The sequence below is a fragment of the Paraburkholderia sp. SG-MS1 genome, from assembly GCF_012275575.1.
GTDB lineage: Bacteria > Pseudomonadota > Gammaproteobacteria > Burkholderiales > Burkholderiaceae > Paraburkholderia.
The window spans coordinates 55,127-67,891 of record NZ_NPIH01000276.1 but is presented as its reverse complement, the minus strand read 5'-3'; the positions used below and the strand labels follow the sequence as shown (position 1 = coordinate 67,891).

Annotated in this window: 14 protein-coding genes, 1 pseudogene and 1 other annotated feature; of the genes and pseudogenes, 8 read left to right on the top strand and 7 right to left on the bottom strand. The window is 57.3% G+C overall.

The window, feature by feature from the left end; genetic code table 11:
• Nucleotides 1-39 precede the first annotated feature (39 nt).
• The 5 genes from CIC12_RS28945 to ltnD form a co-directional block, all read right to left on the bottom strand.
• A complete protein-coding gene (locus CIC12_RS28945) occupies nucleotides 40-237 on the bottom strand; it encodes a hypothetical protein (protein WP_168669349.1) in 198 nt (65 codons plus the stop codon).
• 181 nt (nucleotides 238-418) lie between these two features.
• Nucleotides 419-943, bottom strand: coding sequence for a gamma carbonic anhydrase family protein (locus tag CIC12_RS28940; RefSeq protein WP_168669347.1), 525 nt, complete (start codon nucleotides 941-943; stop codon nucleotides 419-421).
• Between the two features lies 1 nt (nucleotide 944).
• Complete coding sequence (locus tag CIC12_RS28935; RefSeq protein ID WP_168669345.1) at nucleotides 945-2,540, bottom strand: acyl-CoA synthetase; 1,596 nt, start codon at nucleotides 2,538-2,540, stop codon at nucleotides 945-947.
• Nucleotides 2,541-2,571: 31 nt separating this feature from the next.
• The gene (locus CIC12_RS28930; RefSeq protein ID WP_168669343.1) at nucleotides 2,572-3,738 is read right to left on the bottom strand and encodes an acetyl-CoA acetyltransferase; all 1,167 of its coding nucleotides are present in this window, start codon (nucleotides 3,736-3,738) and stop codon (nucleotides 2,572-2,574) included.
• Between the two features lie 30 nt (nucleotides 3,739-3,768).
• The gene (gene ltnD, locus CIC12_RS28925) at nucleotides 3,769-4,659 is read right to left on the bottom strand and encodes an L-threonate dehydrogenase (protein WP_168669341.1); all 891 of its coding nucleotides are present in this window, start codon (nucleotides 4,657-4,659) and stop codon (nucleotides 3,769-3,771) included.
• Nucleotides 4,660-5,291: 632 nt separating this feature from the next.
• Here ltnD and CIC12_RS28920 point away from each other — a divergent pair.
• The 8 genes and pseudogenes from CIC12_RS28920 to CIC12_RS33710 all read left to right on the top strand — a co-directional run bounded on the left by CIC12_RS28920 (nucleotide 5,292) and on the right by CIC12_RS33710 (nucleotide 11,677).
• Nucleotides 5,292-6,113, top strand: a complete 822-nt coding sequence (locus CIC12_RS28920; RefSeq protein ID WP_168669339.1) for an IclR family transcriptional regulator — start codon at nucleotides 5,292-5,294, stop codon at nucleotides 6,111-6,113.
• A 691-nt stretch (nucleotides 6,114-6,804) separates the two neighbouring features.
• A complete protein-coding gene (locus CIC12_RS28915; RefSeq protein WP_342030583.1) occupies nucleotides 6,805-7,740 on the top strand; it encodes a LysR family transcriptional regulator in 936 nt (311 codons plus the stop codon).
• Nucleotides 7,741-8,188: 448 nt separating this feature from the next.
• Nucleotides 8,189-8,362: a transposase gene (locus CIC12_RS33950; protein ID WP_446728047.1), complete on the top strand. Its 174-nt coding sequence runs from the start codon at nucleotides 8,189-8,191 to the stop codon at nucleotides 8,360-8,362.
• Complete coding sequence (locus tag CIC12_RS32835) at nucleotides 8,359-9,102, top strand: hypothetical protein (RefSeq protein ID WP_238812946.1); 744 nt, start codon at nucleotides 8,359-8,361, stop codon at nucleotides 9,100-9,102. The genes CIC12_RS33950 and CIC12_RS32835 overlap by 4 nt, the downstream gene beginning before the upstream one ends.
• 390 nt (nucleotides 9,103-9,492) lie before the next feature.
• Nucleotides 9,493-9,999: a DUF4148 domain-containing protein gene (locus CIC12_RS33455; RefSeq protein WP_238812944.1), complete on the top strand. Its 507-nt coding sequence runs from the start codon at nucleotides 9,493-9,495 to the stop codon at nucleotides 9,997-9,999.
• A 151-nt stretch (nucleotides 10,000-10,150) separates the two neighbouring features.
• Nucleotides 10,151-10,669: pseudogene (locus CIC12_RS28895) on the top strand (transposase); the annotation flags it as partial.
• Nucleotides 10,430-10,546: a sequence feature (AL1L pseudoknot), on the top strand. (Overlaps the previous pseudogene by 117 nt.)
• 274 nt (nucleotides 10,670-10,943) lie before the next feature.
• Nucleotides 10,944-11,366 carry a LysR substrate-binding domain-containing protein gene (locus tag CIC12_RS33800; RefSeq protein ID WP_168669335.1) on the top strand — a complete coding sequence of 141 codons (423 nt, stop codon included), beginning with the start codon at nucleotides 10,944-10,946 and terminating at the stop codon, nucleotides 11,364-11,366.
• On the top strand, nucleotides 11,336-11,677 hold the full coding sequence (locus tag CIC12_RS33710) for a LysR substrate-binding domain-containing protein (RefSeq protein ID WP_168669333.1): 342 nt from the start codon (nucleotides 11,336-11,338) through the stop codon (nucleotides 11,675-11,677). Before CIC12_RS33800 ends, CIC12_RS33710 begins: the two co-directional genes overlap by 31 nt.
• Before the next feature lie 117 nt (nucleotides 11,678-11,794).
• On the opposite strand, the gene CIC12_RS33945 is transcribed toward CIC12_RS33710, so the two are convergent.
• On the bottom strand, nucleotides 11,795-12,094 hold the full coding sequence (locus CIC12_RS33945; protein WP_168669331.1) for a helix-turn-helix domain-containing protein: 300 nt from the start codon (nucleotides 12,092-12,094) through the stop codon (nucleotides 11,795-11,797).
• A 170-nt stretch (nucleotides 12,095-12,264) separates the two neighbouring features.
• Nucleotides 12,265-12,720, bottom strand: a complete 456-nt coding sequence (locus CIC12_RS33940; RefSeq protein ID WP_446728049.1) for an AraC-like ligand-binding domain-containing protein — start codon at nucleotides 12,718-12,720, stop codon at nucleotides 12,265-12,267.
• Nucleotides 12,721-12,765: the final 45 nt, after the last annotated feature.

Sequence of the window (12,765 nt, the reverse complement as noted above, 5' to 3'; positions counted from 1 at the left end):
TTCAGGGCAGGGGCAAACTTCACTTCGTTCAAACACGCGTCAAGCAGTCGTTGAATGCTGACACTCGCTACCTGTCGAATGGACGCGATTATCTTCTGCGGCGAACCAGCCGGGCGCATCGTGACTCGAGATGGCAGCGAGGAATGCAACGCGCTCATCGCCATTTAATTGGCCAATGGCGATCATCGATAATGGTGTGTCGTTCCAGCACGGTACGCCAGCTACTAAATTCAACATACGTATTCTCCTCCAAACAACCAGCCGAACTGGCGGATCACAACCGAATGGGTTGTGCCGCCGTTCGTACGTCCAGAAATACTGAGTCCATTGGCGATACCCGGAATGTATGGCCGCGACTGCGGCTGACTTAGGGCACTCGTGCCAACTTATTTACTAATCGCTATTTAGCAATCGCGGCCTAGTCCACACGTTCTAACTCCGTCCGATAGGACTGTCCCCGCTCACGGTAGTCTCTCGCGTTTGCGGATAGTTGCGCAATAACGTCGTCGGTGAGCTCACGAGACACCCTGGCTGGAGTGCCGATAATCAAGCTTCGCTCGGGGAACGATTTTCCCTCGCTCAGCAACGCCCCCGCCCCAACTAAACAGTTTCGACCGACCCTCGCGCCGTTCAAGATAACCGCCTGAATTCCGATCAGACAATTTTCTCCAATCGTGCAACCGTGTAGCATCGCCTGGTGGCCGATCGATACTCCTTGTCCGATGGTTACTGGAAAGCCGGGGTCCGCGTGAATGATCGCGCCGTCTTGAACGTTGACATCGCGCCGGATCACGATCTTTTCGTTGTCGCCCCGAATCACAGCTCCAGGCCAGACCGACACGCCTTCCTCGAGTTCAACGTCACCGATGATTACCGCATGTTCGGACACGTAGGCACTGGGATGAACTATGGGCTGTCGCGATCGGATTCGATAATTTGCCATGTTAAGCGCGCGCTCCGTGATCGATGCAACGCGTTTCCCATTCTTGTGCAAGCTGCGCTAGAACGTCCTTCTTGGTGATCTTTCCGTATGCGGACTTCGGCAACGCATCCCAGAACACGACATGCCGCGGCCATTTATAGCGCGCAAGTTTGCCGTCCAGGTGCTGGATCAACTCGTCCGGCGTTACTTCAGATTCCGGCTTGCGAACGATGACGGCGACTCCAAGCTCACCCCATTTGGGATCGGGCATTCCGAGAACCGCTACCTCATGCACACCTTCGTGAGTCAGCAGCGCTTCTTCGACCTCGCGCGGATAGACGTTCGAACCACCCGATATATACATGTCGGATGATCGGCCGGTAATGTACAGAAAGCCTTCTCTATCAAGGTGGCCGAGGTCACCGGTATGGAACCACCCGTGCTTGAACGCCTTGGCGTTTGCTTCCGGATTGTTATCGTAGCCGAGCATGACAGCGGGGCCTCGAACGCAAATTTCACCGGTTTCGTGAGCCTGAAGTCGCTTGCCATCGTCGTCGAATATCGCCAGTTCAATTCCGGTCCGAGGATAGCCGCAGGTGCCGACGCGGCAGTTCGGCGCTTCGTCGTCCTCCTCATGCATTGACGGCGGCAGAACCGTAATGTTGCCGGTGACTTCGCCCAGACCATAGTATTGGACCAGCACTCGACCGAGCTTGCGTAATGCTTGCTTCTGGTCCGTGCGATACATCGGCGCACCCGCATAGATGACGAACTTAAGGGAACTGTGGTCGTAGCGATCTACCGCGTCATGCTCAGTCAGCATCTTCACGATGGTCGGTACAGTGAACATGTTGTCGACCCGGTGCTTCTCGACCAATGTCCAGATTTCTTCCGGGTCCATTTTTTCCGAGCCCGGCAGAACGCTAGCGGCGCCCCTGGCCGTGTTCACGATCGCGTGGATGCCGGCGCCGTGCGAAAGGGGCGCAACGACGAGCGAGCGTGACCGATAGTCGATGCCGGGCATCAAGTCGGCAAGGTGGTTCGTGACAACGAATGCCATCTGCCCGTGTGTGAGCGTTCCGGCTTTTGGGTACCCGGTGGTACCGGAGGTATAAAAGAACCACAACGGATCGTCCCGGTCGACCTCCTCGGATTCGAACGGAGCCGTCCCAGCGCTGGCGAGCTCCTCGTATCCGAGTTCACCATTCCGCGGTTCGCCCAATGCAACAACCATTTCCAGGGCCGCGGACGCGTCCCGCACAACGTCGACGTAGTGCTCGAAGCCATAGTCATAGATCATGACCCTCGCGCCGCTGGACTTTCCAAGATACGCTGCCTCGGGCGGCGCCACGCGGAAATTCGTCGGCACCCACACAGCTCCCAGTTTGAAAGCCACGTAGGCGCTCTCGAACAAGGGGAGATTATTGCGTGAGTGCACGAGTATTTTGTCACCCTTTTTGACCCCACGCTCGCGCAGCGCTGTGCATACTGCATCGACCCGACGGTTGATTTCGGCCCAGGTGTGAGTCTTCGCAGGTGTAATAAAGCCCGGCTCTTCGGGATGCCGGCGAGCGACTTGCGTGAGCAAGTTTCCGAGGTTCATGACGGTGGTTAGCATTGCAAATTTCCTGTTCAAAAACACGATTCGTTCACGAGCGCCGCTCGAGGATGCTCAGATAGTTCGTAACCGCTGCTCCCCCCATGTTGAAGACGCCCGCAAGGGTTGCGTTTGGAATCTGCATATCGGCCGCTTCGCCCGCAAGCTGCATTGCCGCCATGACGTGCATCGAGACGCCCGTGGCGCCGATGGGGTGGCCTTTCGACTTCAGGCCGCCTGAGGGATTGACCGGCAGACGACCCTCTTTTGCTGTGACACCATCCAGGATCACCCGCGCTCCTTGGCCCGGTTCGGCCAATCCCATCGCTTCGTACTCGAGGAGTTCCGCAATCGTAAAGCAATCGTGCGTCTCGACGAGCGACAGGTCGTCCAAGGTAAGTCTTGCTTCGTCAAGACCTTTTCGCCATGCGTGACGTGCACCGCTAAACTCAGTGCGGTCGCGCCGGGACAGTGGAAGGAAGTCACTGACTTGGACGGACGCCCGGAAAGCAATGGCACGTGGGGCGGAGCCAGCAACGTCAGGAGATGCAATGACCAAAGCGGCCGCACCGTCCGAAATCAGCGAACAGTCGGTGCGTTTCAGCGGACCAGCAACGAAGGGATTTTTTTCCGACGGCGTGCGGCAGAAATCGAAGCCAAAATCCCGGCGCATATGCGCGTACGGATTGGATACGCCGTTGTGATGATTCTTCGCGGCAATCGCTGCGAGCGCGTCGGACTGATCGCCATAACGCTCGAAATATGCCTGCGCAATCGTTCCGAAAATTCCGGCAAAGCCGCCCGGCACGCCTGCCTCTTCCTTTGCGTAAGAGCATTTCTGCAGCACGTCACCGACTTCCTTCGTGGGAAGGCTTGTCATTTTCTCGAATCCGATTACGAGGGCGTATCTCGAGCGCCCCGAGCGAACCGCGTCAAGCGCAGAATAAACCGCCGCTGATCCGGTAGCACACGCGTTTTCACATCGAACTGTAGACGCGTAGCGCAATTCTGGAATTGAGTTCAACACGAGCGCCGACGGAAAGTCTTGATACACGAACCCGGCGTTGAACGTAGCGACGTGGACCGAATCGATTTCTTCTGGGCGGAGTGCCGCGTGCTCCAGTGCCGCTTTTGCCGATAATTCAATCATCTGCTCCGGTTCGAGCGTGTCGAGTTTGCCGAACGGAAGATGACTCCAGCCGATGATGGAAGGTTGCATGGTAAGGACCTGTCTAATATGAAAATTCACTCAAGCACCCGGGAGGGTGATGCCCGGAAAGGTTTTGATTACCGCTGTGTCGTCTTCGTTACCGAAGCCCGCAGCGGATGCTGTTGCAAACATTTGATATGCAGTTGACGCCAGTGGTAATGGGAAGTTGCTTGCCCGCGCAGCTTCCAGCACCAGTCCGAGGTCTTTGACAAAAATGTCGAGCGCGGTTTGCGCTGGTGTGTATCGCCCTTGCAGAATGTGCGGGACGCGATCGGCGAACGCCCACGAGTTCCCTGCGCTGCGGACGATGACGTCATAGAGTAGCTCCAGGTCGACGCCTTCACGCAGACCCAAGGCCATCGCCTCCGCTGCGGCCGCAATCTGGACTCCCACCAGAAGCTGGTTGATTACTTTGATCTTTGACCCGAGGCCGTGTTGTGCACCCAGTCGATACACCTTCGACGAAATGGCATCCAGCACGTCGTTACAAGCTTCGTATGCTGCCTCGGGGCCTGAAGTCAGAAGCGTCAGCGTGCCTTCGTTCGCGCCGATTACACCGCCGGACATAGGCGAGTCAATGAGGCCGACACCGCTTTTGGCGAGTCGCTTGCCTAGTTCAATAGCGTAGGCCGGTGCCACGGTGGCCGCGCCAACGACGACGCTGCCGGGACGGAGTTGCGGTGCGGCACCGTCGTCACCGAACAGCACCATGTCTGTCTGTGCGGCGTTCACGACAAGAATGATGACCACCTGGCACTGGGCGGCAAGGGCCGCTGGAGTATCGCAAACCTGCCCTCCAATGTTCGCAAAGGCTGCGACCGACTCCTTGCGTACATCGCAGCCAAAGACTTCGAAGCCAGCGTTGATAAGATTTTTGGCCACACCGTGGCCCATGGCTCCCAATCCTATTACTCCAACCGCTCTACGCATTTACTTCCTCCTTCAGCGCCGCGAGTATCTTTCGTGAAGTTGCGGGTTGACCAGGTCGTCCGTAACCTCAAGTCCTACGGACTGCCGTAGCGCGCCGTTGCCAGCATGTGAAAGCGCACACCGGTCGCGGGGCTCTTTTCGATGAGCCAATGAATGAGACACGGTCCAAGAAAGCAATCGCGAACAAATTCGATCACGGGAATGCCGGCGGTGACACCACACACCTCCCCAACGGAACACCTCCATGAGAAGCGAGTACCGATATCGGTAGGCCGGCTACAAAATCACGACGGTCTTGCTTCGGCACGTCCCCACGCAAGCGTGGGACGTTGGCTCAAGGCCAGCGAAATGAGCCGCCATACCACATTGTTGTAGGTGCCGGATTCATCGGTTTCATTCATTGCGATTTCAGACCACGCAATACTCTTGCGGCTAGACATGTCTCCCACTAGGGCGTTGCGGCGCAGCAGATGTGGCAACCTACCCCTCAATATGTTCCATATAATGGACCAAAAATCTGATCTCTCAACGAGACGTGTTCATAGTAGTTAGGGAGATCAGTGGAACAAAGACATTTTTCGCGAATGTCGGGTTAACTATGGTGCTATAATATGGACCATATGGGAGGGCATATGGCTGAGCCAGTGATTGGCGCGCAGGCGGTTTCTCGCGCGTTGCGCGTTTTGCGAGCTGTGGCGAGAACCCGAGCTACGGGCATCAACCTCGCGCAGCTCGTGCGAGATACGGAGCTGAACAAGCCGACCGCTCATCGATTGGTATTGGCGCTAATAGCTGAAGGGATGGTGGAGCAGGACCCGCGTTCGTTGCGGTACTTTGTAGGGCGAGAGTGCTACGTCCTCGGCGGCATCGCGAATGAGCGGTTTGGCTTGGGACGAGAGGCGGCAGATGCCGTCGCACGACTTGCTCGCACCTCAGGCGACTCCGCATTCTTCTCAATTCGCAGTGATGTGTTCGCAGTTTGTGTGCTGCGGGAAGACGGTGATTTTCCTTTGAAAACGCATGTGCTACAGCCCGGCACGCGACATCCGCTGGGAGTCGGCGCCGGCAGTCTTGCCATGCTCGCGGCAATGGAAAACCATGAAGTTGAGCGCTGCCTGCAGGAAAACGAGGCGCTTCTCAAAAGGAACTACCCGAGGTTCTCGTTGCCTCTTTTGCGGCGGGAGGTGAGTCTTACGCGCGAGAGAGGCTTTTCGGTCAACGAAGGCCTTGTGGTTAGCGGGTCTTGGGGAGTCGCTGTCGCGGTGCGCTCGCCGACGGGGGAGGTGGTGGGCTCACTTAGCATTGCAGCGGTCGAGTCGCGGCTTCCGAAGGAGCGTCAGCTAGAGCTTGGAAATCATCTTCTGGCTGAGGCCACGCGTGTCGAGATGCATTTAGCGCGTGCAGCTGCCATGCGGCCCGAACCAAAAGCAAAGCGGACAAGCCGCAGCGTGTGACTTTCAAGTCCGGTGCACGAGATGTGGGGTGGCCAGCAAGAGGGCAGTCGGACGCAAGCGCCCCCTTGTCCTCGTGAGGACTTACAACTACAGTGGGATAGTCTTGAGCGCGAGATTGCTGGGGCGGCAGATGCGATTTAACGCACACCTGCATTATTAGTATGCGTGATTGCAAAGTATTTCGGATTAAAACGTGGTTCGTAGTTCTGCGTAAGCGTGATATGCATAAACGCAAGAAGCAATGCCTGAAAAATTTGCCACACCTAACATGCATCGGCCTCGTCAGCGGCTTTCGCGCGAATCATGGTCTTAGCATTTACTGGCTGAAGGATCGATTTTGCGAGGGGCGAATCATCGTATCGCTAGTGATCAATGCTCCAATTTGTATCCGGAGGCCGGCTCGCCGCACCGTAGCTCCTCTCTACGCATGTTGTATGGAGTGACAGCGCCGCGAGACGGTCGCGGTGAGGAATTCAGGCGGTCGATGACGCTTGCGGCTAGCGTTGAAACGATCAGCTGATGAAAAAACAGCGTCGAGCTAGCCCACTTCGGGCTGAGATGCGTAATGTGGGCCTTTCGGCGTCCGGATCGCCTTGTCTAAAGGAAGTCGGCTCGTCTCATTCAGGTGCACATTTCGCTTAACTTAAATAACTGACATTATATCTGTCTATTTATGGACACCTTGGATTGCATGCAGCTGTTCATTCGGGTCGTAGAGAGTGGAAGCTTTACTAAAGCGGCGGAGCGCGCCTCGATTACCGTTCCACAGGTATCGCGGGCAATCGGCGAATTGGAGTCGCGATTGCGCACGCGGCTTTTGAACCGAACAACACGCCGCATTTCGTTGACCGAAGCAGGGCAACGCTACTTCGAACGCGCGGTCTCGATTCTGTCATATGTCGAAGAGGCAGAAGCGGAGGCCGCCGACGCCCGAATAAAACCTTGGGGTAAGTTACGGATTCACGCGACATTGAGCTTCGGCCAGCATTATATGCCACCGCTTATCGCCGAGTATCACCAGAGGTTTCCGGATGTCTCGACGGAACTCGTCCTTGCGCAACGAACTCCCAACTTCGTCGAAGAAGGCTATGACATCTCGGTAGCCGTCACGCGGCAATTGCCCGATTCGTCAATGATCGCCAATCGCATCGGCACTACCCATATCATTCTCTGTGCTTCGCCCGACTACCTCGATCGTCGCGGAACAGTTCGCAGGGTCGAGGACCTACGGGAACATACGTGCCTGCATTTGACGTTGCCCGACCTTCCGGCTAGCCAATGGCCGCTGGAAGGACCTGATGGCGTTGTTGTTCACGAGTTCGAACGGACTCCGTTCGAGGTCAATGCAGCGGAAGCGCTCGAAGGCGCGGTCGCCGCCGGCATGGGCATTGGCCCACTCCCGGTCGCAGTTGCATTGCCTGGTCTGCGTGCAGGAAATCTCAGGCAGGTTCTGCCTGACTACCGCTTGTCAGGCAATCATATCTATGCGATTTTTGCATCGAGGCAGTATGTTGACGCGAAGATTCGGACGCTCGTCGAGCTCCTTAAAGAAGCGGTCCCGCTTGCGTTGAAGAAGCATGATCTTGAGGTCAGAGTGCTGAGCGAGAGGCTCGACGTAAATCGATAAGTACCGGTGTACGATCGCGCCAAAATCGAATGCGAGGCTGACCGTAGGTCGTCAATTCGCAGCGATTTTACATGACACGAATTTACTTCACACAGGTAAATGCATGATTTCGATTGATTAAATATAAAGATATTTTTTAGGTTATACACAGCTGAGCGCAATCCCGATCTGCCGTCGATGTTCAACACCTGCTGAGACAGGGCCAACTCAACGCGACGCTTTCCCATCCGCTTTCCTGCCCAAGCGTCAGTAGCCATCAAAACGCGACTGATTTGGCAGCTCAAACCAGATCATTGCGCGGAATAGGTGCTCAACAGTCCGCACAGCTGAGCCGAAATCGGGCCGCACCGTGGCCTTTGCTGGTGAATTCCCTTGATACATCAAGTAAGCGGTCGAAATGTACCGTCTGTTCGCGAAAGCGCGGCACAGGCAGTCTGATTCCCATTAGATGTGTAATGGGAATCAGATCGATGAAGTCAGTAGTGCATGGAAGACAACCGGGATGAGGAGCTGCACGAAGGAGTTTCGGGAAGCGGTTGCTGCCGAAGCGAACGATCCGAATCGTTCGATTGCCGAAGTGGCTCGTGCGCATGGCTTGAACGCCAATATGGTCGCCCAGTGACGGAGAAGCTTACCGGAGGCGCAACATGCAACGTCGATACCAAACGTCGCGCTGCTGGTGTTAATCGGCTTGTAATTACCCACATCCCCATCGAAAAACCCGGTACCCTGGAATATGTCGGGTACACGGGCAAAGCGACAATGCGAACCGGGTACAAGGGAAACGGATTGCAGAATTCGCTGACCCAATGCGGCATCCTGATGCATTCCAGCCTGGCGGTAACCACCGAAGGTTTGCCTCTGGGTCTGAGCGCCATAAAATTCTGGACACGGAGCAAGTTCAAAGGCTGTACGGCGCTCAAGCGTCACGTCAACCCTACGCGCGTACCGATTGCGGAAAAGGAAAGCTACCGCTGGCTCGAGAATATGCGCGAGTCGAGCGCGCTGCTGGGGGAGCCCGGGCGCTGTATCCATGTAGGTGATCGGGAAAGCGACATCTACGAACTGTTCTGCACGGCGCACGATCTCGGCACACACTTCCTTGTTCGCACATGTGTAGATCGCCTGGCTGGAGATGGTCAGCATACGATCGACGGCGAGATGCGTAACGGAAGGGTCAAGGGCCTGCATCGCGTTGAGCTTCGCGACGCGAAGGGCGCGCGACTGGTGGTCGACCTGGAGCTTCGCTATCAGCGCATGACGGTGCTGCCGCCCATCGCAAGCAGAATCGTTATCCGGCGCTGCAGCTCTCAGTCATTCATGCTCGGGAGCGTAACGCTCCTGCCAAACGCGCCCCGATAGAATGGAAGCTGATTACGGATTTGCCAGTCAGCTCGCGTGCACAGGCCGTAGAAAAGCTCGACTGGTATGCCATGCGCTGGAAGATCGAGACGTTCCACAAGATCCTGAAGTCGGGATGCAAGGCCGAAGACGCCCGGCTACGTACGGCAGACTGGCTGGCCAACCTCATCTCCGTACTCTGCATCCTATCTGGCACGTGCCAGCGATCCTCCGCCTGGCAACACGGTGATGTGGCGACGTATGCGACGGCTGACGGACATTCAACTCGGTTACGAACTCGCAATGAAAAGAAGTGGGTAATTACAAGGTTAATCGGGCGCTTACTGCATCAACGTCGCCAGTCGCGGATGATCTCGGCGTCGCGTCATTGCCTTGGCTGCCCGTGCTGGGATGGCTAAAGCTTCGGCGATGCCGATCAGCAATCAAGAAATGAATAGGACTTGTAACGCAACAAGGGTCGACGTGATTATTTTGGTATTTGACAAAGTCATTCATCAAAAACGGCAACGATCTTACAAGACCGCAGGCTTACACTTCGATGACCAGTGGCCCGTCCGGCCAATCCGCGGACGGAGCATCTTAATTGAACCGGAGGTCAAGATCATGAAGTCGCTCGTTTCTGTCGCCGCTCTAGCCGCTGCATTCGCCGTCCCCGCTCCTTCGAGCGCTCAAGTCGAAGTTCCGTTGAGCCGCGGGGATGTCCGCGCTCAGCTTGTGCAATTCGAGAAAGCAGGGTACAAACCGAATATGAGCGATCCGTACTACCCGTCGACCGTGTTGGCTGCACAAGCGCGGGTCACTGCGGAAGCGTTGCCGCAAGCACCAACGCAGACGAGCGACTACGGCTCGGTCGCGGATGGTACGTCCCAGATGGGTGGAATCCATCCGCGCCGCTAAACGCTCACGTGAATCAGTTAATGGGACGAGCCGGCGGCCGTCACCGGTTAATAACATGAAAGTGCCGCTACTCCGGTGGAAAATCTGAGTCGCAACTGCTATGAACCGCACCGAATTTTGTGGAGGCTCCAACTCTTGAGACAATGGAGCCGTGAACAAGAAGGTAACCAGGTTTTCCCCAGAAGTTCGCGAGCGTGCGCTACGTCTGGTGCGAGCAGCGTAGCGAACATCCGTCAATGTGGGCAGCGGTCGAGACGATTGCACCGATGATCGGCTGCACGCCGCGGACGCTGCACGATTGGGTCAAGCGCGATCAGGTTGATGCCGGAGAGCGCGATGGCGTGACCACAGACAAGCGCGAGCGCGTCAAGGCCCTGGAGCGCGAGGTCAAGGAGCTGCGTCGTGCCCACGAAATCCTCAAGGTCGCGAGCGCGTTTTTCGCCGAGGCGGAGCTCGACCGCCGTTTGAAATCCTGAAGGCCTTCGTTGACCAGCATCGCGATACCTTTGGGGGCGAGCCGATCTGCAAGGTCTTGCAGATTGCCCCGTCGGGTTACCGACGCCATGCGGCGCAGCTCCGAGATCCATCAACGCGCTGTGCCCGCGCGAAACGCGACGAAACTCTGGAACCGGAGATCCGGCGTGTCTGGCAGGCCAACATGCACTATGGCGACCTAACGTCCAGAGGTTTCCGTTGAGCCCGGAGTCCGTCGGCTATGATGCGGCTCCCGTCGGCATGAGCCCCTTGTGCGCAGATGAGCTAACGCCTAGAGCATCAGGCCATGCTCTGGCGAGCAACTCATCCCGGAAGGCGGCGGTGACGTCCGTAGAATTCTTGGGCGCGGACTTCAATGCTGCTCCTGAATTTCGGTCGGACACATCGCTTCATTGTAGACCGCGGTTACCTGCACCGATGGTACGCGGCCGGGGGCAACATAGAGAACAGTGAATGCCCAGAAGTGTCCTCCGGGCTCGCAGCACTTTTTTCATAAAGCGGTAGGCGCCGAGCGTTGCCTGAACAGCTTCGTCTGGACAGTTATCCCGGCACCCGATGACGAAGCTTGCACGGTGCGCTTATCAATTACATGTTGTTGTCCGGTCGGCCTGCCGGTAATCGCGGAGTTCTTGCGCACTTATCCAGACATCCGCGTGCGCGTCCAGCTAACGGATAGAAACGTCAGCCTGCTCGAGGAACACGTCGATATCGCGTTGCGAACCGGTGAGCTTCCAGACAGCAACATGGTCGGCCTGCGGGTCGGGCAGGTGCGCCAGGTGCTGTGCGCAAGCCCTGAGTATCTGGACAGCCGCAGCACGCCGGCCACGCCGCTGACCTCACCTTGCACCACTGCGTTGGATATGAAGGATTAAGCGCCGGCACTAGCTGGAACTTCCGCCATAACGGGGAAGTGCAAAGCATGGCGGTGCGATGGCGACTTATGGTCAACTCCATCGAGGCCGCCGTCGTGGCTGCCGAACACGGCGCCGGCATCGCGCGCGTGCTTTCGTATCAGATTGACCGCCAGCTGGAAGCGCGATCTCTCGTTACAGTGCTCGATCAATATGAGCCAGGAAACTCCCCGGTCACCCTCATCTATCCTGGGCAGCGTCAGGTGCCGGTTAAGTTGCGGGCGTTCCTTGAGTTCGCGGCGCCTAGATTGAAGGCGCGGCTCACAGGATAAGGGTGGCTGATGGGCGGCAGCGGGCGCGCAATGCAGCAAGGTTCCGCAGTCGGAACCGAGGAACATGGCAGATAAGACCGGCTCACGAGCCACTCACGCATAAGCCAACCATCGCGTTCAAAGGTGGCCGACTGCCGCGCGCCGATGCGACCGCGCTTCAGAGCGGGTTTTCCGGAATTCACGTGGGGTCTTGCCCAGCTTCGCCTTGAATGTTTGGCTGAAGTGAGGGAGGCTCCTAAAGCCCCACGAAAACGCGATGTCGCCAATTGCTCTTGCCGGCTGCCCGGGATCGCTCAGGTCGCGCGCGCACTTGTCGAGCCGCCTGCCCCAGCTGAATCGCTCCACGGACTCGCCTTGCCCAGCAAAGATGGCACTCAGACAGCGACGTGAGATGCCAAGTTGCTCTGCAACGCTCAATGGGGGTCAGCGATGGATCTCGAAGTCTCGCCTCGATGAACGCCCGTCCCCGGTTGGCCAACATCACCCTTCCGGCAGTGGGCTGCGTCGCAACCTCGACGTTGTCTAAGGAAGACAGGAACGCCATGGCGGCCATTTCGGTGGCTTGATCGGTCAGCCGTTGGGCCACGTCATCGGCTAGCATGCCAAGACTCCTGGACAATGAATTGCACAAAGTCCCACGTCAGTTTGCAAACCGTATTGCTCGTAGGGACGACCGTTCCGGCGAACCGCTCGACGGCGCCAACCTGTTTGCGCACAAGCGCTCGAGGCACTTGCAGGACAAGCTGCGACATCGGCTCGGGGAAATCTGCATGGAAGGTTCTCGAGGTGTCCAGCAGCGTCATGTCGCCCGGCTTCAGAAGCCCTTGCCGACCGTCCTGCTCGACCCGCGCCTCACCATCTGTCTGCAGGACGATGAAGACTCGCTCTTCTCCGGATTGCGCGAGACGAGTTCGCCCTCGCGCGATTGCATGCAAAGACGCCTTGATATGAACGAAACTGACTACATTGCTCGGCTGTACCACCACTGTGCCTGAGAAGGCGTCGCCCGCCGTGCTATAGCATTCGAGGTGAGTCAGGAGCATCCCTACCTGAGCTTTCCAGTACGCAAGCCTTTCGCCGGGTGGAAC